The 23027-nt window shown below is 69.7% G+C and carries 21 protein-coding genes and 1 tRNA gene; 20 read left to right on the plus strand and 2 right to left on the minus strand.

All coding sequences use genetic code 11. From position 1 onward, the window contains the following. Window positions 1-179 precede the first annotated feature (179 nt). Both AC07DO_RS23515 and AC07DO_RS23520 read right to left on the minus strand, forming a co-directional pair. Window positions 180-1199, minus strand: coding sequence for a helix-turn-helix domain-containing protein (locus tag AC07DO_RS23515; protein ID WP_479062283.1), 1020 nt, complete (start codon window positions 1197-1199; stop codon window positions 180-182). Between the two features lie 368 nt (window positions 1200-1567). Further along, a tRNA-Arg gene (locus tag AC07DO_RS23520) sits at window positions 1568-1639 on the minus strand. 201 nt (window positions 1640-1840) lie between these two features. On the opposite strand from AC07DO_RS23520, the gene AC07DO_RS23525 reads away from it, so the two are divergent. From AC07DO_RS23525 to AC07DO_RS23620, 20 genes are all read left to right on the plus strand, one after another. Continuing rightward, window positions 1841-2380 (plus strand): response regulator, encoded by a 540-nt coding sequence (locus tag AC07DO_RS23525; RefSeq protein WP_479062284.1) that lies wholly within the window; start codon window positions 1841-1843, stop codon window positions 2378-2380. A gap of 221 nt (window positions 2381-2601) precedes the next feature. Continuing rightward, the gene (gene nrtL / locus AC07DO_RS23530) at window positions 2602-3720 is read left to right on the plus strand and encodes an ArgS-related anticodon-binding protein NrtL (protein ID WP_479062286.1); all 1119 of its coding nucleotides are present in this window, start codon (window positions 2602-2604) and stop codon (window positions 3718-3720) included. A gap of 211 nt (window positions 3721-3931) precedes the next feature. After that, on the plus strand, window positions 3932-5323 hold the full coding sequence (lysA, locus tag AC07DO_RS23535) for a diaminopimelate decarboxylase (RefSeq protein WP_479062287.1): 1392 nt from the start codon (window positions 3932-3934) through the stop codon (window positions 5321-5323). 103 nt (window positions 5324-5426) lie between these two features. After that, window positions 5427-6719, plus strand: coding sequence for a homoserine dehydrogenase (locus AC07DO_RS23540; protein ID WP_479062289.1), 1293 nt, complete (start codon window positions 5427-5429; stop codon window positions 6717-6719). 6 nt (window positions 6720-6725) lie between these two features. Next, window positions 6726-7784 carry a threonine synthase gene (thrC, locus tag AC07DO_RS23545; RefSeq protein ID WP_479062291.1) on the plus strand — a complete coding sequence of 353 codons (1059 nt, stop codon included), beginning with the start codon at window positions 6726-6728 and terminating at the stop codon, window positions 7782-7784. A 248-nt stretch (window positions 7785-8032) separates the two neighbouring features. Further along, window positions 8033-8950 (plus strand): homoserine kinase, encoded by a 918-nt coding sequence (gene thrB / locus AC07DO_RS23550; protein WP_479062293.1) that lies wholly within the window; start codon window positions 8033-8035, stop codon window positions 8948-8950. 393 nt (window positions 8951-9343) lie between these two features. After that, window positions 9344-11437, plus strand: coding sequence for a transcription termination factor Rho (gene rho / locus AC07DO_RS23555; RefSeq protein ID WP_479062295.1), 2094 nt, complete (start codon window positions 9344-9346; stop codon window positions 11435-11437). Between the two features lie 318 nt (window positions 11438-11755). Then, a complete protein-coding gene (locus tag AC07DO_RS23560) occupies window positions 11756-12868 on the plus strand; it encodes an LCP family protein (protein WP_479062297.1) in 1113 nt (370 codons plus the stop codon). 160 nt (window positions 12869-13028) lie between these two features. Then, complete coding sequence (gene rpmE, locus AC07DO_RS23565) at window positions 13029-13250, plus strand: 50S ribosomal protein L31 (RefSeq protein WP_055564417.1); 222 nt, start codon at window positions 13029-13031, stop codon at window positions 13248-13250. A gap of 115 nt (window positions 13251-13365) precedes the next feature. After that, window positions 13366-14442 carry a peptide chain release factor 1 gene (gene prfA, locus AC07DO_RS23570; RefSeq protein WP_479062299.1) on the plus strand — a complete coding sequence of 359 codons (1077 nt, stop codon included), beginning with the start codon at window positions 13366-13368 and terminating at the stop codon, window positions 14440-14442. Window positions 14443-14479: 37 nt separating this feature from the next. Beyond that, window positions 14480-15325, plus strand: a complete 846-nt coding sequence (gene prmC / locus AC07DO_RS23575; protein ID WP_150186230.1) for a peptide chain release factor N(5)-glutamine methyltransferase — start codon at window positions 14480-14482, stop codon at window positions 15323-15325. 58 nt (window positions 15326-15383) lie between these two features. Next, window positions 15384-16031: an L-threonylcarbamoyladenylate synthase gene (locus tag AC07DO_RS23580; protein ID WP_150172252.1), complete on the plus strand. Its 648-nt coding sequence runs from the start codon at window positions 15384-15386 to the stop codon at window positions 16029-16031. Continuing rightward, on the plus strand, window positions 16028-16678 hold the full coding sequence (locus AC07DO_RS23585; protein WP_150172254.1) for an arsenate reductase/protein-tyrosine-phosphatase family protein: 651 nt from the start codon (window positions 16028-16030) through the stop codon (window positions 16676-16678). Before AC07DO_RS23580 ends, AC07DO_RS23585 begins: the two co-directional genes overlap by 4 nt. A gap of 49 nt (window positions 16679-16727) precedes the next feature. After that, window positions 16728-18065 carry a serine hydroxymethyltransferase gene (locus tag AC07DO_RS23590; protein WP_479062302.1) on the plus strand — a complete coding sequence of 446 codons (1338 nt, stop codon included), beginning with the start codon at window positions 16728-16730 and terminating at the stop codon, window positions 18063-18065. A 70-nt stretch (window positions 18066-18135) separates the two neighbouring features. Continuing rightward, window positions 18136-19446 carry an MraY family glycosyltransferase gene (locus AC07DO_RS23595; protein WP_479062304.1) on the plus strand — a complete coding sequence of 437 codons (1311 nt, stop codon included), beginning with the start codon at window positions 18136-18138 and terminating at the stop codon, window positions 19444-19446. A gap of 261 nt (window positions 19447-19707) precedes the next feature. Then, window positions 19708-20157 carry a Cg1360 family ATP-synthase-associated protein gene (locus AC07DO_RS23600; protein WP_150216182.1) on the plus strand — a complete coding sequence of 150 codons (450 nt, stop codon included), beginning with the start codon at window positions 19708-19710 and terminating at the stop codon, window positions 20155-20157. 276 nt (window positions 20158-20433) lie between these two features. Next, window positions 20434-21204: a F0F1 ATP synthase subunit A gene (gene atpB, locus AC07DO_RS23605; RefSeq protein WP_150188459.1), complete on the plus strand. Its 771-nt coding sequence runs from the start codon at window positions 20434-20436 to the stop codon at window positions 21202-21204. A gap of 73 nt (window positions 21205-21277) precedes the next feature. Continuing rightward, entirely contained in the window at window positions 21278-21523 is a 246-nt protein-coding gene (gene atpE / locus AC07DO_RS23610) for an ATP synthase F0 subunit C (protein ID WP_016643250.1), read from the plus strand. Between the two features lie 41 nt (window positions 21524-21564). After that, window positions 21565-22119 carry a F0F1 ATP synthase subunit B gene (locus AC07DO_RS23615; protein WP_479062306.1) on the plus strand — a complete coding sequence of 185 codons (555 nt, stop codon included), beginning with the start codon at window positions 21565-21567 and terminating at the stop codon, window positions 22117-22119. Continuing rightward, a complete protein-coding gene (locus tag AC07DO_RS23620; RefSeq protein ID WP_479062307.1) occupies window positions 22116-22940 on the plus strand; it encodes a F0F1 ATP synthase subunit delta in 825 nt (274 codons plus the stop codon). Before AC07DO_RS23615 ends, AC07DO_RS23620 begins: the two co-directional genes overlap by 4 nt. Window positions 22941-23027 lie beyond the last annotated feature (87 nt).

Below are 23027 nucleotides of genomic sequence, written 5' to 3' on the forward strand. Positions count from 1 at the left end.
ACGCGACACATGCAACGCACACGACACTTGCAACGCACGCACTCGCACACGTCGTCGGCCGGCACACCGCCTCATCAGGTGTACGCGCCCCTACGCCCTCCCCCGTTCCTTCGGGCGCAGTGGCGGACACTGGCGGCGAACCCCCGTTCTCGCCGCCGCCCCAAAGTCTTCCCGACCGCTCACTCGGCGTCGTTGACCAAGGGCGCACTCTTGTTGACCGCCAGCGCACTCCCGCCGCTGAGCACCGTGCGTGCGCGGACTTCGCTGGGGGTGAGCCCGTACGCGGCACGGAACGCGCGGGTGAAGACAGCGGGCCGCGTGAACCCCCAGCGGGCGGCGATGGCGCCGACGGGCACGGTGGCGAGGGCGGGATTGGCCAGCGCCCGACGGCAGCGTTCGAGGCGCAGCTGCCGTATCCAGGAGGAGACGGTCAGCCCCTGCTCCTGGAAGAGCCGGTGCAGGTACCGCGTGGAGATGTGATGCGCGGCGGCGATGCTGTCGGGACTCAGTCCGGGATCGCGCAGATGCCTTCGGACATGGCTCTGCACCCGCAGCAACAGGGCGCGTGTACGGCTCTCGGCCGGTAACGAGCGCTCGACGTCGACATATTGGGCGGCAAGGTGCCCCACGAGGTCGACGAGCGTATGGGTGAGCCGGTCGGCGGCCGCGGGCGTGTCCCCGAACTGCCCCGGATCATCGACGACCTGACGCATGAAGACCGAGAGCAGTGAACCGAACCCCTCACGACCGGACAGGGGTCGGGAGACGAGGTCGGGGAGGCGGTCGGCCGGGAACGGCAGCAGGTGCATGGGCAACGTGGCCACGATGCTCCGAGTGGCAGCGCCGCTCTCACCACTCTCGTCCTGCCGCCGCATCCACCCCTCGAAGGGCGAAGAAGACTCGTACAGCAGGAAGTTCCCCGCCCCGAACTGCACGTTCCGCCCGGCCTGCTCGAAGCCGCTGAGCCCCTGCAGAGTCAGAGAAACCTGCAGACTCCCAGGATCCCCTCTACGAATGTGCCGAGCCGTCCGACGCACCTCGGCCGACGGATACGCCATGGTGGTCAGCGTCGCGGCCCCCAGATCCACATGATCGACGGCGACGGGGAAATCATCGGTGAAGTCACTGTGCAACGTCGTCGCGATCGGCGACGCGGACTTCAGCCCGAACCACCAGTCGAACCGCTCCTTGGGGGGCACGGCCTCACTGGACAGGCACGCTCGGATCATCCTCAACCCTTTCACTCGTACGCTCGCCCCCTCTGCCCCGCACCAAGCGTGCGCCCACCACCCCGCAGGGGGAAGGCTCCACCACCCCTTTCCGACGCGAGGGTTCCTGCACGCGGCCCCGAACGCGGATCTCACCCCTGGAACCCCTGCGGGACGAGCAGCGCAAACGAGCGCGTCGCAAACCTTCGCAACTCCGCGTACGGGTCTCCTCGAAACGGGGGCGGCCTCGACGCACGGCCGCATCAGGCCGGACATGCCCGCACACGCCCGCACATACGCGAAGACCCCGGCATCAGCGTTTCCGCTGGTGACGGGGTCTTTGGGCACCTAATCGAAGGTGCCCCCGGCAGGATTCGAACCTGCGCACACGGCTCCGGAGGCCGTTGCTCTATCCCCTGAGCTACGGGGGCGTATCAGCGCGGCTTGCGCGGTGACGGGTAGAACCCTACCAGCTCTCCGGGGCTCGCCATGAACAGGTATTTCCCTGGTTCCGGGGCGGGCCGTGGGCGGGGTCGTTCCGCGGGGGAGGGGAGCGGTGGCCGGGCGGGCCGCACGGGGCGGAAGTAGGGAAAACCGGGACGCGGTGGTGGGCGCGGACCTACTCTCGAGTTGTGCCAGGCGTGCCCGGCCGCGTGCTTGTTGTGGACGACAACAAGGTCATCCGGCAGCTGATCAGGGTCAACCTCGAGCTGGAGGGCTTCGAGGTCGTGACCGCGGCCGATGGTGTCGAATGCCTGGACGTCGTGCAGCAGGTCCAGCCCGATGTGGTCACCCTCGACGTCGTGATGCCCCGGCTCGACGGGCTGCGGACCGCGGCGCGGCTGCGGTCCGACGCACGGACCCGTGACCTCCCCATCGTCCTCATCAGCGCGTGCACGCAGTACGAGGTCGAGAGCGGCCTCGATGTCGGTGTCGACGCCTTCCTCGCCAAGCCTTTCGAACCGAACGAACTCGTCGGCATCGTCCGCCAGTTGACCTCGGCGGAGGGTGGAACGGAGGGCAAAGGGGAACGGGGCGGCATGGGGGAGGGGGAGTCGGAGGCCGAAGGAGAAGGTGACCCCGACTCCGGTGGGGAAAGAGTGCGTGAGGGCGTCACGGCTGGACGTGATCCTCGTCGCGGTGGTGCGGGGTGTGGGGCGTCGGAGCAGTAGGCACTACCCATCGGACCAGTAGCCAGTCCCCATCAGACCAGTAGGCAGTACCCAGTAGTGCGTACGGACGCGTCGACCGGTGTGGTGGCCTGGTCGGACGCAACCCCGTAGTTGTGTCGGCAGCCCCGTAGCCGCAGCCGGGTCGCCGCCCCCGTCCACATCCCGGACCATCCCCGAAACCGAGTCGCCCACCCACCCCCCTCCTCCCATACGCTGGACCCGTGACCCCCGTCGAGCTCTCCCGCACCGTGCTGCGCGCCATGCGTCATGCCGTCGATGCCGGGGAGCTCAGCGGGGACGTGATCGCGCCCGTGGAGGCGGGGAACGTGCGGGTCGAGCGGCCCCGGCCCGGGGGACGCGGAGACTTCGCCACCAACGTCGCCCTCCAGGTCGCCCGCGCCGCCGGACGCACGCCGCGTGACGTCGCCGACGTCTTGTCGTCGCGGCTCGCCGCCGAGCCCGGCATCGCCGGTGTCGACATCACCGGGCCCGGGTTCCTCAACATCACGCTCACCGATGCCCGCGCCCGCGCCGGCTCCGCCGCCCTCGTGCGCGAGATCCGCGAGCGCGGCCGCTGCTACGGCCACGTCCACCCCGACACCGGCGGCCTCGCCCAGATCCACGTGCCCCGCGAGCTCCGGGCCGCCGTCCTCGCCGACAGCGCCCGCCGCGTCCTGCGCTCGCAGGGCGTCCTCGTCCGCGTGACGTGCGACGGCGAGACCGACCCGGCGTGGACGGACGCCCTCGACGTACGCATCGACGCGTACGGCCGGCCCCCCGAGCCCCTCCCCACCCTTCGCCCCGTCCCGGCCCCCGCCCCCGCCGACGCGGTCCTCCGCCTCGGCCGCGACGCCGCCCGCTGGGCACTGCTCCACCCCGCCCCGCACGACCACCCCCGCGTCACCCCGGCGCAGGGCGGCGACGACCACCTCGTACAGCGGGAGAGCAATCCGCTCTTCCGCGTCCGGTACGCCTACGCCCGCTCCCGCGCCCTCACCCGCAACGCCGCCGAGCTGGGCTTCGACGCCCAGCCGCAGAGCGACCCGGGTGTCACCCCCTCGGCCCTCGGCGACGCCCTCCTCACCCTCCTGGGCGACTACCCCGCCACCCTCGCCTCCGCAGGGCGCCACCGCGCCCCGGACCGACTCGCCAGGCAGCTCGTCGTCATCGCCGACGCGTTCCTGGCCTTTCAGAGCGACCCGCAGGGAGCCGTCCTGCCGCGCGGTGACGAGAAACCCTCGGCCGCCCACCGTGCCCGGCTGGCCCTCGCCGAAGCCGCCGGGACGGTGCTCGCCGGTGGCCTGTCCCTGCTCGGCATCAACGCACCCGAATTCCAGTGACATCCGTGAGTGAGAACGCAAGCGAGAAGGAGCGCGCGAGCGAGACGGGGCGCGCGAGCGAGACGGCGCGCGCAGGCGAGAACGTGCGCGCACCGGGGGCCCGCCTCGGGCACCCGCAACCGGACCCGCACCCGCGTCCGCAGCCGATCCTTCCGCGATCGCGTCCCCCCACCACGGCCGTCACCTCCGCAAGAGACGAGACACCACACCCATGAGCCGTTCCGCCCACCCCGCAGGCCCCCGCCACGCCGACGTGCTCCCCGAAGGGCACTACAGCGCGCCGCCCGCCGATCTCAACGCGCTGGACCCCAAGGTCTGGTCCCGCACCGTCACCCGTGACCCCGAGGGGGGCGTGCGCATGGGCGGGATCGACGTGACGCGGCTCGCCGAGGAGTTCGGTACGCCCGCGTACTTCATCGACGAGGCCGACTTCCGCGCCCGGTGCCAGGCCTGGCGTGACGCCTTCGGCAGCGAGGCCGATGTGTTCTACGCCGGCAAGGCGTTCCTGTCCCGCGCCGTCGTGCGGTGGCTGCACGAGGAGGGGCTCAACCTCGACGTGTGCAGCGGGGGCGAGCTCGCCACCGCCATCGACGCCGGGATGCCCACCGAGCGCATCGCGTTCCACGGGAACAACAAGACCCCCGAAGAGATCGAGCGGGCCGTCGCCGTCGGCGTCGGCCGCATCGTGCTCGACTCCTTCCAGGAGATCGTCCGCGTCGCGCACATCGCCGAGCGGCTCGGCAAGCGGCAGCGCGTGCAGATCCGCGTGACCGTGGGCGTCGAGGCGCACACCCACGAGTTCATCGCCACCGCGCACGAGGACCAGAAGTTCGGCATCGCGCTCGCGGGCGGGCAGGCCGCCGAGGCCGTGCGGCGCGTGCTGAAGCTCGATTCGCTCGAACTCATCGGCATCCACTCCCACATCGGCTCGCAGATCTTCGACATGGCCGGCTTTGAGGTCTCCGCCCGCCGCGTCGTGCAGCTGCTCGCCGAGGTGCGCGACGAGCACGGCGTCGAGCTGCCCGAGATCGACCTCGGCGGCGGGCTCGGCATCGCCTACACCTCCGACGACGACCCCCGCGAGCCGCACGAGATCGCCACGGCGCTGAACGAGATCGTGACCCGGGAGTGCGCGGCGGCGAAGCTGCGGACGCCCCGGATCTCCGTCGAGCCGGGGCGCGCCATCGTCGGGCCCACCGCCTTCACGCTCTACGAGGTCGGCACCGTCAAGCCCCTCGAAGGACTCCGCACCTACGTCTCCGTGGACGGAGGCATGTCCGACAACATCCGCACCGCGCTGTACGACGCCGAATACACCGTCGCGCTCGTCTCCCGCTCCTCCGACGCCGACCCCGTCCTGGTGCGTGTCGTGGGCAAGCACTGCGAGAGTGGTGACATCGTCGTACGAGATGCTTTCCTTCCGGCGGACCTCGCGCCCGGTGATCTGATCGCCGTGCCCGCGACCGGCGCGTACTGCCGCTCCATGGCGAGCAACTACAACCACGCACTTCGCCCGCCCGTCGTCGCCGTGCGCGACGGCGGGGCGCGGGTGATCGTCCGGCGTGAGACGGAGGAAGATCTCCTGCGTCTCGACGTCGGATGACGCAAAAGATGAAATAGATGTCTCAGGATCCGGACGATGGACAGAAAGTCCGTTCCGGTGGGTGAGACTGGTCCCACCGTAGATGTATGAGAAGTGAGGTCGGATGATGCGTACGCGTCCGCTGAAGGTGGCGCTGCTGGGCTGTGGGGTTGTCGGCTCAGAGGTGGCGCGCATCATGACGACGCACGCCGACGACCTCACAGCCAGGATCGGCGCCCCGGTGGAGCTCGCCGGGGTCGCCGTCCGCCGCCCCTCCAAGGTGCGCGAGGGAATCGATCCTTCGCTCATCACCACGGATGCGACCGCCCTGGTCAAGCGCGGGGACATCGACGTGATCGTCGAGGTGATCGGCGGCATCGAGCCCGCCCGCACCCTCATCACCACCGCCTTCGAGCACGGCGCCTCCGTCGTCTCCGCGAACAAGGCGCTCATCGCCCAGGACGGCGCCGCGCTGCACGAGACCGCCGTCGAGCACGGGCGTGATCTGTACTACGAGGCCGCCGTCGCCGGTGCCATTCCGCTCATCCGGCCGCTGCGCGAGTCCCTCGCGGGCGACAAGGTCAACCGCGTCCTCGGCATCGTGAACGGGACGACGAACTTCATCCTCGACGCGATGGACACGACGGGGGCGGGCTATCAGGAAGCCCTCGACGAGGCCACCGCGCTGGGGTACGCGGAAGCCGACCCGACCGCCGATGTCGAAGGGTTCGACGCCGCCGCCAAGGCCGCGATCCTCGCCGGAATCGGCTTCCACACGCGCGTGCGCCTCGACGACGTGTACCGCGAGGGCATGACAGAGGTCACCGCCGCCGACTTCGCCTCCGCCAAACGCATGGGCTGCACCATCAAACTGCTCGCCATCTGCGAGCGGGCCGCCGACGGCGAGTCCGTCACCGCGCGCGTGCACCCCGCGATGATTCCGCTCAGCCACCCGCTGGCATCGGTGCGCGGCGCCTACAACGCCGTCTTCGTCGAGGCCGAGGCCGCCGGGCAGCTCATGTTCTACGGGCCCGGCGCGGGTGGCTCGCCCACCGCGTCCGCCGTCCTCGGCGACCTCGTCGCCGTCTGCCGCAACAAGCTCGCCGAAGCCACCGGGCCCGGCGACTCCGCGTACACCCAGCTGCCCGTGAGCTCCATGGGCGAGGTCGTCACGCGCTACCACATCAGCCTCGACGTGGCCGACAAGCCGGGCGTGCTCGCCCAGGTCGCGACGGTCTTCGCCGAACACGGCGTATCGATCGATACGGTCCGTCAGACGGGCAAGGACGGCGAGGCCTCCCTCGTCGTCGTCACCCACCGCGCGCCCGACGCCGCCCTCAGCGGTACCGTCGAGGCGCTGCGCAATCTCGACACCGTGCGTGGTGTCGCCAGCATCATGCGGGTTGAAGGGGAGTAAGCAGCAATGACCCACCAGTGGCGCGGAATCATCGAGGAGTACCGGGACCGTCTTCCGGTCTCCGACACCACGCCGGTCGTGACGCTCCGGGAGGGCGGCACGCCGCTCGTACCGGCACAGGTGCTCTCCGAGCGCACGGGCTGCGAGGTCCACCTCAAGGTCGAGGGCGCCAACCCCACGGGGTCCTTCAAGGACCGCGGCATGACCATGGCGATCACCAAGGCCAAGGAGGAGGGCGCGAAGGCCGTCATCTGCGCCTCCACCGGCAACACCTCGGCGTCCGCGGCCGCCTATGCCGTACGCGCCGGAATGGTCTGCGCGGTCCTCGTGCCGCAGGGCAAGATCGCGCTCGGCAAGATGGGCCAGGCGCTCGTCTACGGCTCGAAGATCCTCCAGGTCGACGGCAACTTCGACGACTGCTTGAACCTCGCTCGAGCTCTGTCGGAGAACTACCCGGTGGCGCTGGTCAATTCGGTGAACCCGTTCCGGATCGAGGGCCAGAAGACCGCCTCGTTCGAGATCGTCGACGCGCTCGGCGATGCCCCGGACATCCACGTCCTTCCCGTCGGCAACGCCGGCAACATCACGGCTTACTGGAAGGGCTACAAGGAGTACGCGGCCGACGCGGTGTCGACCCGTACCCCCCGGATGTGGGGCTTCCAGGCCTCCGGCTCCGCGCCCATCGTGCGCGGCGAGGTCGTCAAGGACCCCTCGACGATCGCCACCGCGATTCGCATCGGCAACCCCGCGTCGTGGCAGCACGCGCTCGCCGCGCGCGACGAGTCGGACGGCTTCATCGACGAGGTGACGGACCGTGAGATCCTGCGCGCCTACAAGCTGTTGGCGTCCCAGGAGGGTGTCTTCGTGGAGCCCGCGTCGGCCGCCTCGGTCGCCGGTCTGCTGAAGGCCGCCGAGCAGGGCAAGGTCGACAAGGGCCAGAAGATCGTCTGCACCGTCACGGGCAACGGCCTGAAGGACCCGGACTGGGCCGTCGCGGGCGCTCCGCAGCCGGTCACCGTCCCGGTCGACGCGGCCGCCGCGGCCGAGCGCCTCGGCCTCGCGTAACCACGTGGGCTGACGAAACCCGCGACCCTGTACAGGGGGTGGCACAGGGGGCTTACGACACGCATCGTGCGCCTCCTGTGCGCCCTATGTCGCCACAGAACCTTCCTTCGATAGGCTGTACCGAACCCGCCCCGCCGCATATGCCGCGGTGCCGCCGTTGTTCGCGGCCTTCGGGTGTTCCGTACACGTGGCACGTACCGAAAATACGCAGCCTCAAAAACACGCAGCTCAAGGAGAGTCATCGAGCGATGGCCGGTCCCGCGTTCCGCGCCGCCGCCGTCCGGGTGCGCACCCCCGCCACCAGCGCCAACCTCGGTCCGGGCTTCGACGCCCTGGGCCTGTCGCTGGGGCTGTACGACGACGTCGTCGTCCGGGTGGCCGACTCCGGCCTGAACATCGACATCGCCGGCGAGGGCAGCGAAACCCTCCCGCGCGACGAGTCACATCTGTTGGTACGTTCCCTGCGCACCGCCTTCGACCTGCTCGGCGGACAGCCGCGCGGCCTTGAGATCGTCTGCGCCAACCGCATTCCGCACGGCCGCGGCCTCGGCTCGTCGTCCGCCGCCATCTGCGCGGGCATCGTCGCCGCGCGCGCCGTGACGATAGGCGGCGAGGCCAGGCTCGACGACGCCGCGCTGCTGGAACTGGCCACCGAGATCGAGGGCCATCCGGACAATGTCGCCGCGTGTCTTCTCGGCGGTTTCACGCTCTCCTGGATGGACGGGGGCACCGCCCGCGCGATCAGGATGGAACCCGTCGATTCCATCGTTCCGGTGGTTTTCGTCCCCGGAAAGCCCGTCCTCACCGAGACGGCCCGCGGCCTGCTCCCGCGCACCGTCCCGCACGTCGACGCGGCCGCCAACGCGGGCCGTGCGGCCCTGCTCGTCGAGGCCCTGACCAGGCGCCCCGAGCTGCTGCTGCCCGCCACCGAGGACCGTCTGCACCAGGAGTACCGCTCTCCCGCCATGCCGGAGAGCGCCGCCCTGGTGGAACGGCTGCGCGCCGACGGCGTGCCCGCGGTGATCTCCGGCGCGGGGCCCACGGTCCTCGCGCTGGCCGAAGACAGTGCGGCCGACAAGGTCGCACGACTGGCTGGAGAGGGCTGGGCGGCCAACCGCCTGGAGCTCGACGCCTCGGGAGCGAGCGTGCTGCCGCTCGCGCCCTGACGCAGCGAACGAAGGGATTCGGGGTGTCCCGATCCTGAGAGGGGGAATGTTTGTTGGATCCGGTAGTGTTAATCTCAAGTCTGCACCCGACCTCACCATGGCGAGGTGCTTTGTGTCCCCGTCCGGGACAACCATTCTTCCGGGAGCCTCCCAAACTGCTTCGTGCCCCGCACTGAGCGGTCCTGAGCACGCTCCGGAACCGGCGTGACCGAGCCGGGTGACACCGCACTTCAGTGGCACCGCACCGGGAATCGCCATCACCAATGAATTCTTCCGCCGCGTTGGCGGACCACCGCCCCGGCACGGCCCACAGAATGCAAGGACCGACCGCCGGACAGCACAACCGGTCGCCGAGCCAGACAGGCCGACGTCCGCTCCAGGGAAGGACCCTTCGTGAGCGACACCACCGATCTGATGGGCGTGACTGCCGACACGCCCGCCACGGACGCCTCCGCGGCGCCTGCCACCGGTGCTTCGGCCGGGTCGAGGCGGCGCCGCGGCACCGGCCTCGAGGGCATGGTGCTGGCGGAACTGCAGCAGGTCGCATCGGGCCTTGGGATCAAGGGCACCGGGCGCATGCGCAAGAGCCAGCTGATCGAGGTCATCAAGGAGGCGCAGGCAGGGGGCGGAGCCCCGGCGAAGAGCGCCGCCTCCTCGGGGGACACCACCGAGACCAAGCCCAAGCGCCGTGCCACCTCGAAGGCCCGCACGGGTGACGACGCCGAGCCCGCCGCCAAGGCGAGCGCCCCGGCCAAGGCCGCGAGCGGCAAGTCCGAGGGCAAGGCCGACAAGTCCGCCGCCCAGCAGCAGATCGACATCCCCGGTCAGCCCGCCGGCGGCCCCGCCCGCGCGAGCGAGGGCGAGCGCGGCGCCGAGGACCAGCCGCCGGCCGAGCGCCGCAGGCGCCGTGCCACCGCCGACGCGGGCAGCCCGGAGACGGTCGCCGCCGAGGCGAAGGGCGAGGCCGCGGGCGACGCGTCCGACGACAAGGGCGCCAAGGGCGACAAGGGCAACGACGCCTCCGGCGACAACGGCGGCGACGGCCGTCGCGAGCGCCGCGACCGTCAGGGCCGCAGCCGTGACCGCGACCGCGACCGCCGCGGCAACAAGGGCGACGACCAGCAGGGCGGCGGCCGTCAGGACCGCCAGGACCGCCAGCAGCAGGGTGGCGGCCGTCAGGACCGGCAGGACCGCCAGGACCGTCAGCAGCGCGACAACGGTCCGCAGGACGACGACGACTTCGAGGGCGGGCGTCGCGGACGCCGCGGGCGCTACCGCGACCGCCGTGGCCGTCGCGGCCGCGACGAGCAGGGCTTCGGCAACGAGCCGCAGGTCTCCGACGACGACGTCCTGATCCCCGTCGCGGGCATCCTGGACATCCTCGACAACTACGCGTTCATCCGTACGTCGGGCTACCTCCCGGGACCCAACGACGTGTACGTGTCGCTGGCCCAGGTCCGCAAGAACGGCCTGCGCAAGGGCGACCACGTCACCGGCGCGGTCCGTCAGCCCAAGGACGGCGAGCGCCGCGAGAAGTTCAACGCGCTCGTACGCCTCGACTCGGTCAACGGCATGGCGCCCGAATCCGGGCGCGGGCGACCGGAGTTCAACAAGCTGACCCCGCTGTACCCGCAGGACCGCCTCCGCCTGGAGACGGACCCCGGCATCCTCACCACCCGCATCATCGACCTCGTCGCGCCCATCGGTAAGGGGCAGCGCGGTCTGATCGTGGCCCCGCCGAAGACCGGCAAGACCATGATCATGCAGGCGATCGCCAACGCGATCACGCACAACAACCCCGAGTGCCACCTGATGGTCGTCCTGGTCGACGAGCGTCCGGAAGAGGTCACCGACATGCAGCGGTCGGTGAAGGGCGAGGTCATCTCCTCGACCTTCGACCGCCCCGCCGAGGACCACACCACGGTCGCCGAGCTCGCCATCGAGCGCGCCAAGCGCCTGGTGGAGCTGGGCCACGACGTCGTCGTGCTGCTCGACTCGATCACGCGTCTGGGCCGTGCGTACAACCTCGCCGCCCCGGCCTCCGGCCGCATCCTGTCCGGTGGTGTCGACTCGACCGCGCTCTACCCGCCGAAGCGCTTCTTCGGTGCCGCGCGCAACATCGAGGACGGCGGCTCGCTGACCATCATGGCCACCGCGCTCGTCGACACCGGCTCGCGCATGGACGAGGTGATCTTCGAGGAGTTCAAGGGCACCGGCAACCTCGAGCTCAAGCTGGACCGCAAGCTCTCCGACAAGCGGATCTTCCCGGCGGTGGACGTCGACTCGTCCAGCACCCGCAAGGAAGAGATCCTGCTCGGCTCCGACGAGCTCGCCATCACCTGGAAGCTGCGCCGTGTGCTGCACGCGCTCGACCAGCAGCAGGCGATCGAGCTGCTCCTGGACAAGATGAAGCAGACGAAGTCGAACGCCGAGTTCCTGCTGCAGATCCAGAAGACGACCCCGACGCCGGGCAACGGCAACGACTAGTCGTCCTCAGCAGTCCACAGGGCCGCCCCGTCACAGCTGTGACGGGGCGGCCCTTTTGGTACGGAATGCGTCCGGGGAGAGACCTTGGCCACACGCATAAGAGATTCTCACGGTCACGGGCGGTAGTCCGGTGGCGTAAAAAGCCGCAGGTGAGGCCTGAATTCGTGGGGTGGCGGTACACGGTCGGTCACCAACGGTGCCGGGGGCGCGCACAACGCGCTGTGCAACCCTTCAGACGGTTTGGCCGTCTGACTAGTCACGACACGCCGATCCGACCCTGAAAACAGGGGGTAGCCGACCGACGGGACTGAGGAGCGCATGACCGACGACAGCATGGCCGCCGACGCGCCGAAGCGCGGCAAGCGGGGCCGCCGCCGCAAGCCGCGCAGTACGCGCAAGAAGGTGCTCGTCGTCACCGCCTGGACCGCCGCCGGTGTGGCCGTCCTCGGAGGCACCGGCCTCGGCTACGTGTACTTCAAGCTCAACGGCAACATCAAGGGCGTCGACATCAACGCCGCTCTCGGCACCGACCGCCCCATGGACGTCGACAACGGCTCCCAGGACATTCTCGTCCTCGGCTCGGACTCGCGCTCCGGCGACAACGCCAAGTACGGCAAGGACGAGGGCGCCGCCCGCTCGGACACGGCGATGATCGTCCACGTCTACAAGGGCCACAAGACGGCCAGCGTCGTCTCCATACCCCGCGACACCCTCATATCCAGGCCCGACTGCGCGACCGAGGACGGCAAGACCGAGGCCGGCGGGCAGCGGCAGATGTTCAACACGGCGTACGAGGTCGGAGGCCCCGCCTGCGCCGTCAAGACCGTCGAGAAGATGTCCGGCATCCGGATGGACCACTACGTAGAGGTCGATTTCACGGGCTTCAAGAAGCTCATAGACACCCTCGGCGGCGTCGACATCACCACGAAGAAGGCCATCCACGACAAGGACAGCCACCTCGACCTGGACTCAGGCACCCACACCCTCGACGGCGAGCAGGCCCTCGGCCTGGTCCGCACCCGGCACGGCGTCGGCGACGGCAGCGACCTCGGCCGCATCCAGCTCCAGCAGGCCTTCATCAAGGCCCTCCTCGACCAGGTCAAGGACGTCGGCGTCTTCAGCAACCCGAAGAAGCTGTTCGACCTCGCGGACGACGCGACCAGCGCCGTCACCACCGACTCGGACCTGAACGACGTCAAGTCCCTCGCGAGCTTCGCCAACGGCCTCAAGGGCATCGGCGCGGGCGACATGAAGATGGTCACGCTGCCCATCCAGTACGACCCGAACGACCCCAACCGCGTCCTTCCCCTGGAGAAGGCCGACCAGGAGGTCTGGGACGCGCTCAGGGCCGACAAGCCCATCCCCAAGTCCGCCACGGAGAAGTCCGCCGGTGACAAGGGCGACGCGGGCGACGTGGTTGCGAGCCACTGACCGGTGATCCGGGCCGGGACGACACCCGCCCGGAATAGATCGGCCTCCACCCCGGTTTTGGGAGATACGGCCGGTCCTGGCAGACTGGTACGTCGGCCCCGGTTCACGTACGAGCAATCCGCACGTACGACCCGGCGCCCTCCCGAAACTAGGAGACACCTTGAAGCGCGACATCCACCCCGAGTACGTCGAGACGCAGGTCAGCTGCACCTGTGGCGCGTCGTTCACCACCCGCAGCACGATCTCCAGCGGCACCGTCCGTGCCGAGGTCTGCTCCGAGTGCCACCCGTTCTACACGGGCAAGCAGAAGATCCTCGACACCGGTGGCCGTGTGGCCCGCTTCGAGGCCCGCTTCGGCAAGGCCGGCTCCGCCAAGAAGTAGCGAGCCACTGCGCCGGTCGTCGGCCGCCCTCACGAAGGGGTGGCCGGGACCGGCGCTTTTGCCGTCCCGCAGCCAATTCGCGGAGAACCACCGCGCAGAAGACCAGGAGCCCCCGATGTTCGAGGCGGTCGAGGAACTGATCGGCGAGCACGCCGATCTCGAACAGAAGCTCGCGGACCCGTCGGTCCACGCCGACCAGGCCAACGCGCGCAAGCTCAACAAGCGCTACGCCGAGCTGACCCCGATCGTCGCGACGTACCGCTCCTGGAAGCAGACCGGGGAGGACATCGAGACCGCGCGCGAGTTCGCGGCCGACGACCCGGACTTCGCCGCCGAGGTCAAGGACCTGGAGCGGCAGCGCGAGGAGATCACCGAGAAGCTGCGGCTGCTGCTCGTGCCCCGGGACCCGTCCGACGACAAGGACGTCATCCTGGAGATCAAGGCGGGCGCGGGCGGCGACGAGTCCGCCCTGTTCGCCGGCGACCTCCTGCGCATGTACCTGCGGTACGCGGAGCGCATCGGCTGGAAGACCGAGATCATCGACGCCACCGAGTCCGAGCTCGGCGGCTACAAGGACGTCCAGGTCGCCGTGAAGACCAAGGGCGGCCAGGGCGCGACCGAGCCCGGCCAGGGCGTCTGGGCGCGGCTGAAGTACGAGGGCGGCGTGCACCGCGTGCAGCGCGTGCCCTCCACCGAGTCCCAGGGGCGCATCCACACCTCCGCGGCCGGTGTCCTCGTGACGCCCGAGGCCGAGGAGATCGACGTCGAGATCCACGCCAACGACCTGCGCATCGACGTCTACCGCTCCTCGGGGCCCGGCGGCCAGTCCGTCAACACCACGGACTCCGCCGTCCGCATCACGCACGTCCCCACCGGAGTCGTCGCCTCCTGCCAGAACGAGAAGAGCCAGCTCCAGAACAAGGAGCAGGCGATGCGTATTCTGCGCTCCAGGCTCCTCGCGGCGGCCCAGGAGGAGGCGGAGAGCAAGGCCGCGGACGCCCGCCGCAGCCAGGTCCGCACCGTCGACCGCTCCGAGAAGATCCGTACGTACAACTTCCCGGAAAACCGGATCTCGGACCACCGCGTCGGCTTCAAGGCGTACAACTTGGACCAGGTGCTCGACGGCGAACTCGACCCGGTCATCCAGGCCTGCGTCGACGCCGACTCCGCCGCCAAGCTCGCCGCCGCGTAAGAACACCCGCTCGTACGACCCGCCCCGGAGGACCAGCGTGAACCTGCTGCTCGCGGAAGTGGCCCAGGCCACCCAGCGGCTGGCCGACGCCGGCGTGCCCTCGCCGCGCAACGACGCGGAGGAGCTCGCCGCCTTCGTGCACGGCGTGAAGCGGGGCGAGCTGCACTCCGTCAAGGACTCCGACTTCGACGCCCGCTACTGGGAGACCGTCGCGCGCCGCGAGGCCCGCGAACCGCTGCAGCACATCACGGGACGGGCCTTCTTCCGGTACCTGGAGCTGCAGGTCGGCCCCGGCGTCTTCGTGCCGCGTCCGGAGACCGAGTCCGTCGTCGGGTGGGCCATAGACGCCGTCCGCGCGATGGACGTCGTCGAGCCGCTCATCGTCGACCTGTGCACCGGCTCCGGCGCCATCGCCCTCGCCATGGCGCAGGAGGTGCCGCGCTCGCGGGTGCACGCCGTGGAGCTGTCCGAGGACGCCCTGAAATGGACGCGGAAGAACGTCGAGGGGTCCAGGGTCGAGCTCGTACGGGGAGACGCCAGGGAGGCCTTCCCCGAGCTCGACGGACAGGTCGACCTCGTGATCTCCAACCCCCCGTACATCCCGCTCACCGAGTGGGAGTACGTCGCCCCCGAAGCCCGTGACTACGACCCCGAGCTCGCCCTCTTCTCCGGCGAGGACGGCCTGGAACTGATCCGCGGCATCGAGCGCACCGCGCACCGGCTGCTGCGGCCCGGGGGAGTCGTCGTCATCGAGCACGCGGACACCCAGGGCGGCCAGGTCCCGTGGATCTTCACCGAGGAACGCGGCTGGGCCGACGCGGCCGACCACCCCGACCTCAACAACCGCCCGCGCTTCGCCACCGCCCGCAAGGCGATGCCGTGACGACAGCCCTGACGACCCAGATCATCAGTGTCAGCTTTTCAGTGAGGAGTCCGGACTAATGGCACGGCGATACGACACCAACGACGCGACCGACCGTACGACCGGTCTGCGCGAGGCCGCGTCCGCCGTCCGCCGCGGCGAGCTGGTCGTGCTGCCCACCGACACGGTCTACGGCATCGGCGCCGACGCCTTCTCCCCGGAGGCGTGCGCCGACCTGCTGGACGCCAAGGGCCGCGGCCGCAACATGCCCACGCCCGTCCTGATCGGCTCCCCGAACACGCTGCACGGCCTGGTCACCGACTTCTCCGAGATGGCCTGGGAGCTCGTCGACGCCTTCTGGCCGGGCGCCCTGACCCTCATCGCCAAGCAGCAGCCGTCCCTGCAGTGGGACCTCGGCGACACCCGCGGCACGGTCGCCATCCGCATGCCGCTGCACCCCGTCGCCATCGAGCTGCTCACCGAGGTCGGCCCGATGGCCGTCTCCTCGGCCAACCTCACGGGACACCCCGCCCCCGAGGACTGCGACGCCGCGCAGGAGATGCTCGGCGACTCCGTCTCCGTCTACCTGGACGGCGGCCCGACCCCCGGCATCGTCCCGTCGTCGATCGTCGACGTCACGGGCAAGGTGCCGGTGCTGCTCCGCGCGGGCGCACTCGACGCGGACGAGCTGCGCAAGGTGGTACCCGACCTCGAGGTGGCGAATTGACAGCCCCTGAGACGGGGCGTGGCATAGCGGGTTTCCCGGGCTCTGCGGACACCTTCCGCATCCTCCACGTCAGTACCGGCAACGTGTGCCGCTCGCCCATCACCGAGCGGCTGACCAGACATGCCCTGGCCGACCGCCTCGGCGACCCCCTCACCGGCGGCCTGATCGTGGAGAGCGCGGGCACCTGGGGCCACGAGGGCGCTCCCATGGAGACCAACGCCGAGACGGTCCTCGCCGACTTCGGCGCGGACCCCACCGGCTTCATGGGCCGGGAGCTCCTCGACGACCACGTCATCCGCGCCGACCTGGTGCTGACCGCCACCCGCGACCACCGGGCGCAGGTCATCTCCATGGGCCACTCGGCGGGCCTGCGCACGTTCACGCTCAAGGAGTTCACGCGGCTCGTACGGGCCATAGACATGACGACGCTGCCGGACCCGGACGGCGGAGTGGTGGAGCGGGCCCGCGCCCTGGTGCGGGCCGCCGCCGCGCTGCGCGGCTGGCTCCTCGCGCCGAACGTGGAGGCCGACGAGGTGTACGACCCGTACGGGGCGCCCCTGCCCTTCTTCCGGTCGGTGGGCGACGAGATCAACCAGGCACTCGACCCCGTGGTGACGGCGCTGACCGGGGTGCCCGCGCACATGTAGCGGCCTACATTGGATCTGAGGTCACCCCCGCAAGGCCCCGGAGCCCACGATGTCGCTCAGCACGGTCAGCACCGCACCCGCCGCGTCCACCGCACCCGCCGCCCCCGTCGCCTACACGGACCTCGAAGGGCTGCGCAGGCAGGACCCCGAGCTGGCCGAGGTCCTCGCCGCGGAGGCCGCCCGACAGGCCGACGCACTGCAGCTGATCGCCGCCGAGAACTTCACCTCGCCCGCCGTCCTCACGGCGCTCGGCTCGCCGCTCGCGAACAAGTACGCCGAGGGCTATCCCGGCGCGCGCCACCACGGCGGCTGCGAGCTCGTCGACATCGCCGAGCGGATCGCCGTCGACCGGGCCAAGGCCCTGTTCGGCGCCGAGCACGCCAACGTGCAGGCGCACTCCGGCTCCTCGGCGGTCCTCGCCGCGTACGCCGCGCTGCTGCGGCCCGGCGACACGGTCCTGGCGATGGGCCTGCCGTACGGCGGGCACCTCACGCACGGCTCGCCCGCGAACTTCTCCGGCCGGTGGTTCGACTTCGTCGGGTACGGAGTGGACCCCGAGAGCGGCCTCATCGACTACGACCAGGTGCACGCCCTCGCCCGCTCGCACCGCCCCAAGGCCATCGTGTGCGGCTCGATCTCCTACCCCCGGCACATCGACTACGCGGCCTTCCGAGAGATCGCCGACGACGTGGGCGCGTACCTCATCGCCGACGCGGCGCACCCCATGGGCCTGATCGCCGGGGGAGCGGCGCCGAGCCCCGTGCCGCACGCGGACGTCGTCTGCGCCACGACGCACAAGGTCCTGCGCGGCCCGCGGGGCGGCCTCCTGCTGTGCGGGACGGATCTTGCGGAACGTATTGATCGCGCCGTCTTCCCGTTCACGCAGGGCGGCGCACAGATGCACACGATCGCCGCCAAGGCCGTGGCGTTCGGCGAGGCGGCCACGCCGGCGTTCACGGGGTACGCCCATCAGGTGGTCCGCAACGCACGCGTCCTGGCGGAGGCGCTGACCGTGGGCGGCTTCGCCATCACCACCGGCGGCACGGACACCCACCTGATCCTGGCCGATCCGGCCCCCCTGGGAGTGGACGCCCACACGGCCCGCGGCCGTCTCGCCGCCTCCGGGATCTTCCTCGACACCTGCGCCCTGCCCCACGACGACACCCGCGGCCTGCGCCTCGGCACGGCGGCCGTCACGACCCAGGGCATGAGCGCCCCGGAACAGGCGCGCATCGCGGGCCTGCTGGTCGAAGCGGTGCGCGAGGACACGAACGTACGAGAAGAGGTACGTGAACTGGTGGGAGGATTTCCGCCGTATCCGGCCTGGCAAGGGGCAGTCGGGTCAGAGGGCGACGGAGAGTCGTGCAACCATCGTCGCTACCCGTAAGTCCTCAACCGTATGCGCGCAGAGCTAGGGTGTGGGGCTGAGATGGCCAGCGAGACCTGTGGGGAAGCCCGTGCGTGAATACCTGCTGACGCTCTGCATCACGGCCGCGGTGACCTACCTGCTGACCGGCCCGGTGCGGAAGTTCGCGATCGTGGCCGGCGCCATGCCGGAGATCCGCGCTCGTGACGTGCACCGGGAGCCCACGCCCCGGCTCGGCGGGATCGCGATGTTCTTCGGACTCTGTGCGGGGCTCCTGGTCGCCGACCACCTGCCGAACCTCAACGCGGTCTTCGAGAACTCCAACGAACCGCGCGCGCTGCTCTCCGGCGCGGCGCTGATCTGGCTGATCGGCGTCCTGGACGACAAGTTCGAGATCGACGCGCTCATCAAGCTCGGCGCGCAGATGATCGCCGCGGGCGTCATGGTGATGCAGGGTCTGACGATCCTGTGGATCCCGGTCCCCGGCGTCGGCACGGTCTCGCTCACGTCCGGTCAGGGCACGCTGCTGACGGTGGCCCTGGTCGTCATCACCATCAACGCCGTGAACTTCGTCGACGGCCTCGACGGCCTCGCCGCGGGCATGGTCTGCATCGCGTCCGCCGCGTCCTTCATGTACGCCTACCGCATCTGGTACGGCTACGGCATCGAGGCAGCGGCGCCCGCCACGCTCTTCGCCGCCATCCTCATGGGCATGTGCCTCGGCTTCCTGCCGCACAACATGCACCCCGCGCGCATCTTCATGGGCGACTCCGGCTCGATGCTCATCGGGCTCATCCTCGCGGCGGGCGCGATCTCCGTCACCGGACAGGTCGACCCCGCGACGATGAAGCTGAACTTCGGCACGGGACGCGACGCGACGCACGCGATGCTCCCCGTCTTCATCCCGCTCCTGATGCCGCTCACGATCATCGCGATCCCCTTCGCGGACCTGGTTCTCGCGATCGTGCGGCGCACCTGGAACGGCAAGTCGCCCTTCGCCGCCGACCGCGGCCACCTCCACCACCGGCTCCTGGAGATCGGCCACTCGCACAGCCGCGCGGTGCTCATCATGTACTTCTGGTCGGCGCTCATCGCCTTCGGCACCGTCGCGTACTCGGTCCACTCGACGAGCATGTGGATCCTGCTGCTGATCGTCGCCCTCAGCGCGCTGGGCCTCGTCCTGCTCCTGCTGCCGCGCTTCACCCCGCGCACCCCGCGGTGGGCCGAGGCCTTCGTGCCGCCGCGCTACCGCCGCCGCCGTGCCGCTGCCGCCGAACTGGCCGCCCAGGACGCGATGCCGACGGAAGAGGAGCCTCCGGTGCCCGCGGGCGTCAACGGAGCGCCCGCGATCGGCGCCCGTTCGCGCTTCCAGGAGCGGCGGGAAGCCGAGTCGTCACGTTGACGCCCGACCCGAAATCGCGCCATTACCAGTCAAATTGGCGCTCCGGATGCACAGACGCGCAGGTTGCTCCTCATGTGTGACAGTCGGCACACCTAACAGGTAAAGACCTCATCAAATAGTTTGTGATACCGTTCACGAGATCCCGGGATAGAGCCGAAGGACCGTAGTGCGACGGTCCATTGGCCCGAGGGCCCCTCTCGACCCGGGTCTACGCTCGTCCATGACGACACCCTGCCCCCATCAGTAAGCGGAGCTGCCGCCATGCCGTCTCAAGACGCCCGAAATCTCCTTCAGTCCGCCGTGCCCACGGCTGCCGTCGGCGCGATCGTCGCCGCGGTGAGCGGTGTCGTTGCCGGTGGCAAGGGGGCGATCGGAGCCGTCGTCGGCACCGTGGTTGTCATTGCCTTCATGGGGCTCGGTCTGTTCGTCCTGCAGAAGACGGCGAAATCGCTTCCGCAGCTGTTTCAGGCAATGGGCATGATGCTCTACGTCGCCCAACTCTTGCTGCTCCTCGTCTTCATGGGTCTGTTCAAGGACACCACGCTCTTCAATCCGAGGGCCTTCGCCGCCGCGCTCGTCGCGGCGACCATCGTGTGGATGGCCGCACAGGCGCGTGCGCACATGAAGGCGAAGATCCTTTACGTCGAACCCGACTCCGAAAGCGACTCCTCGAAGAAGGACAAGCCGGAGAAGTCGGGGTCGTCGACGTGAAGGGTAGGGGCGGGATAAATGGCCGTTCGAGATGCTGCTATCGTCCGGTGCCAACTGCGGCACTGCGGGCGCGGGCATCTGAGCTGACGCCTGCACAATCGCGAGGCTCGATGCCTGAATGCCGCTCACACTTCCGAAACACCAGTCCGGTGCCGACCCGCGGCCGCGCGCCGCGCCGACACGACAACGAGGTTGCCGTACCTATGCGTCACGCCGAAGGAGCCCGCGGTGAGTGCTGACCAAACTGAGCTCGCCTTTGACTGGAGCTGTCGGATCATGTCCGACAACGGCTGTGGCTTCCCGGCTCCGGGCCTGCACTCGTTCCTTTTCAAGCCGATGTTCACCGTCGGTGGGTTCGAGTTCAACAAGGTCATGCTGCTCGCCCTGATGACCACGCTCGTCGTCGTCACCTTCTTCTACGTGGCGTTCGGCAAGGCCAAGGTCGTCCCGGGCAAGCTGCAGATGATGGGCGAGGCCGGCTACGACTTCGTACGCCGCGGGATCGTCTACGAGACGATGGGCAAGAAGGACGGCGAGAAGTACGTCCCGCTCATGGTCTCCCTGTTCTTCTTCATCTGGATCATGAACATCTGGTCCGTGATCCCGCTGACCCAGTTCCCGGTCTCGTCGATCATCGCCTACCCGGCGGTGCTCGCGGCGGTCGTCTACCTGGTCTGGGTTCCTCTCACCTTCAAGAAGCACGGCTTCGTGGGCGGTTGGAAGAACATCACCGGGTTCGACAACTCGCTCGGCCCGATCAAGTGGCTCGTGTCGTTCATCGAGTTCTTCTCGAACCTGCTGGTGCGCCCCTTCACGCACGCCGTGCGACTCTTCGCCAACATGTTCGCCGGTCACCTGATGCTGGTGATGTTCACCGTCGCCTCCTGGTACCTGCTGAACAGCTGGATGATCCCGGCCGCCGGTGTCTCCTTCGTGATGACCATGGCGATGATCCTCTTCGAGCTTTTCGTGCAGGCCGTCCAGGCGTACGTCTTCGTGCTCCTTGCCTGCTCGTACATCCAGGGCGCTCTGGCCGAGCACCACTGATCGCCCTCACGCAACCCCCTAAGCGCCCGGTGGCCAACCCCCACCGGTCCATGAAAGAGAAGGAAGTAACGGCATGTCCGCGACTCTCGAGCTCGCCGCCCTCCAGGGTGACATCAAGGCCCTCGGCTCCATCGGCTACGGCCTCGCGGCCATCGGCCCCGGCATCGGTGTCGGCATTGTCTTCGGTAAGGGCACCGAGGCTCTCGCCCGTCAGCCCGAAGCTGCCGGCCTGATCCGTGCCAACCAGATCCTCGGTTTCGCCTTCTGTGAGGCGCTCGCCCTCATCGGCATCGTCATGCCGTTCGTCTACGGCTCCTGATCGCCCGAGACGATTAGTCCCGTTCGACGAAAGGCAATGATGTGATCGCCAACCTGGTACAGCTGGCGGCCGAGCACGCGGAGGAGCAGAACCCGCTCATTCCGCCCGGTCCCGAGCTGCTCGTCGGCGCCATCGCCTTCGCCATCGTCTTCTTCTTCTTCTGGAAGAAGCTCCTCCCGAACATCAACAAGGTTCTGGAAGAGCGCCGGGAGGCGATCGAAGGCGGTATCGAGAAGGCCGAGGCCGCTCAGACCGAGGCCCAGAGCGTTCTTGAGCAGTACAAGGCTCAGCTCGCCGAGGCCCGGCACGAGGCCGCGCGTCTGCGCCAGGAGGCGCAGGAGCAGGGCGCCACGCTCATCGCCGAGATGCGGGCCGAGGGCCAGCGTCAGCGCGAGGAGATCGTCGCCGCCGGTCACGCGCAGCTCGCCGCCGACCGCAAGGCCGCCGCGCAGTCGCTGCGTCAGGACGTGGGCCAGCTGGCCACCGACCTGGCCGGCAAGCTCGTCGGTGAGTCCCTGGAGGACCACGCCCGGCAGAGCCGCACGATCGACCGCTTCCTCGACGACCTCGAGGAGAAGGCCGAGGCCGCTCGATGACAGCGCACGGAGCTAGCCGCGAGGCCCTGGCCGCCGCGCGCGAGCGCCTCGACGCGCTGACGGACAGCACCCCGGCCGACGCGAAGCAGCTCGCGGACGAGCTCGCCGCGGTCACCGCGCTGTTCAGCCGCGAGGTCTCGTTGCGTCGGGTCCTGACCGACCCGGCGCAGTCCGGCGAGGCCAAGGCCGAGCTCGCGGGACGCCTGCTCTCCGGACAGGTGGGCGGCGAGACCGCCGACCTGGTGGCCGGCATGGTGCGCTCGCGCTGGTCGCAGTCGCGTGACCTGGTGGACGCCCTGGAGGAGCTCGCCGACCTCGCCGACCTGACCGGTGCGCAGAAGGCCGGCGCCCTGGACAACGTCGAGGACGAGCTCTTCCGGTTCAGCCGGATCGTCGCGTCCAACACCGGACTGCGTGCCGCGCTGACCGACCGCGCCGCGACCGGCACGGCCAAGAGCGAGCTGCTGCGCAGCCTGCTCGGCGGCCGCGCCGAGGACGTCACGGAGCGTCTCGTCGAGCGCCTCGTAACCGCGCCGCGTGGACGTAGCCTGGAAGAGGGCATCGAGTCCCTCTCCAAGCTGGCCGCCGACCGCCGCAACCGGATGGTCGCCATCGTCACTTCCGCTGTTCCGCTCTCGGACCGGCAGAAGGAGCGTCTCGGCGCCGCCCTGGCCAAGGTGTACGGACGCCCGATGCACCTGAACCTCGACGTGGACCCCGCGGTCCTCGGCGGGATCACGGTCCAGGTGGGCGACGAGGTCATCAACGGCTCCATCGCGGACCGCATCGAGGAAGTCGGCCGCCGCGTGGCCGGCCAGTAAAGCAACAAAGCACGACCTACGGCCCTAGTTGGGCCGTGCAGAGGATTCCTGGGGGCTGACCCCAGACCCCCCAAGAAAACTTCGGGC

The sequence above is a fragment of the Streptomyces sp. NPDC045678 genome (assembly GCF_056432085.1).